At 69.9% G+C, this 259-nt stretch carries 1 protein-coding gene; it reads left to right on the plus strand.

Annotated elements, in window-relative coordinates; genetic code table 11:
• A partial coding sequence (locus tag ACCD03_RS25575) for an amidase domain-containing protein (RefSeq protein WP_413413289.1) occupies window positions 1–259 on the plus strand: 259 nt, incomplete at both ends.

The raw sequence follows: 259 nt of genomic DNA on the forward strand, positions 1-259 counted from the left end.
GCCGACCACCGCGCCCGTCCCGGACGCCTCGACGGCGGTCGCGACCTCGACCCTGGCCTACGCGGCACTGACCGACGTCGACCGGCAGCTCGAGTACGCGATGGCGCACTGGAAGGACTACAACCTCGCCGAGTACGGCACCATGAACCCGATCGGTGGTGACTGCGCGAACTACGTGTCGCAGACCTTGATCGCCCGCGGCTGGCAGCAGCGATCCGACTGGTACAACCGCTCGGCCGGGGCGGAGCACTCGGCGACG

The organism is Ralstonia sp. Ralssp135 (assembly GCF_047304345.1).
Taxonomy (GTDB): Bacteria; Pseudomonadota; Gammaproteobacteria; order Burkholderiales; family Burkholderiaceae; genus Ralstonia; species Ralstonia chuxiongensis.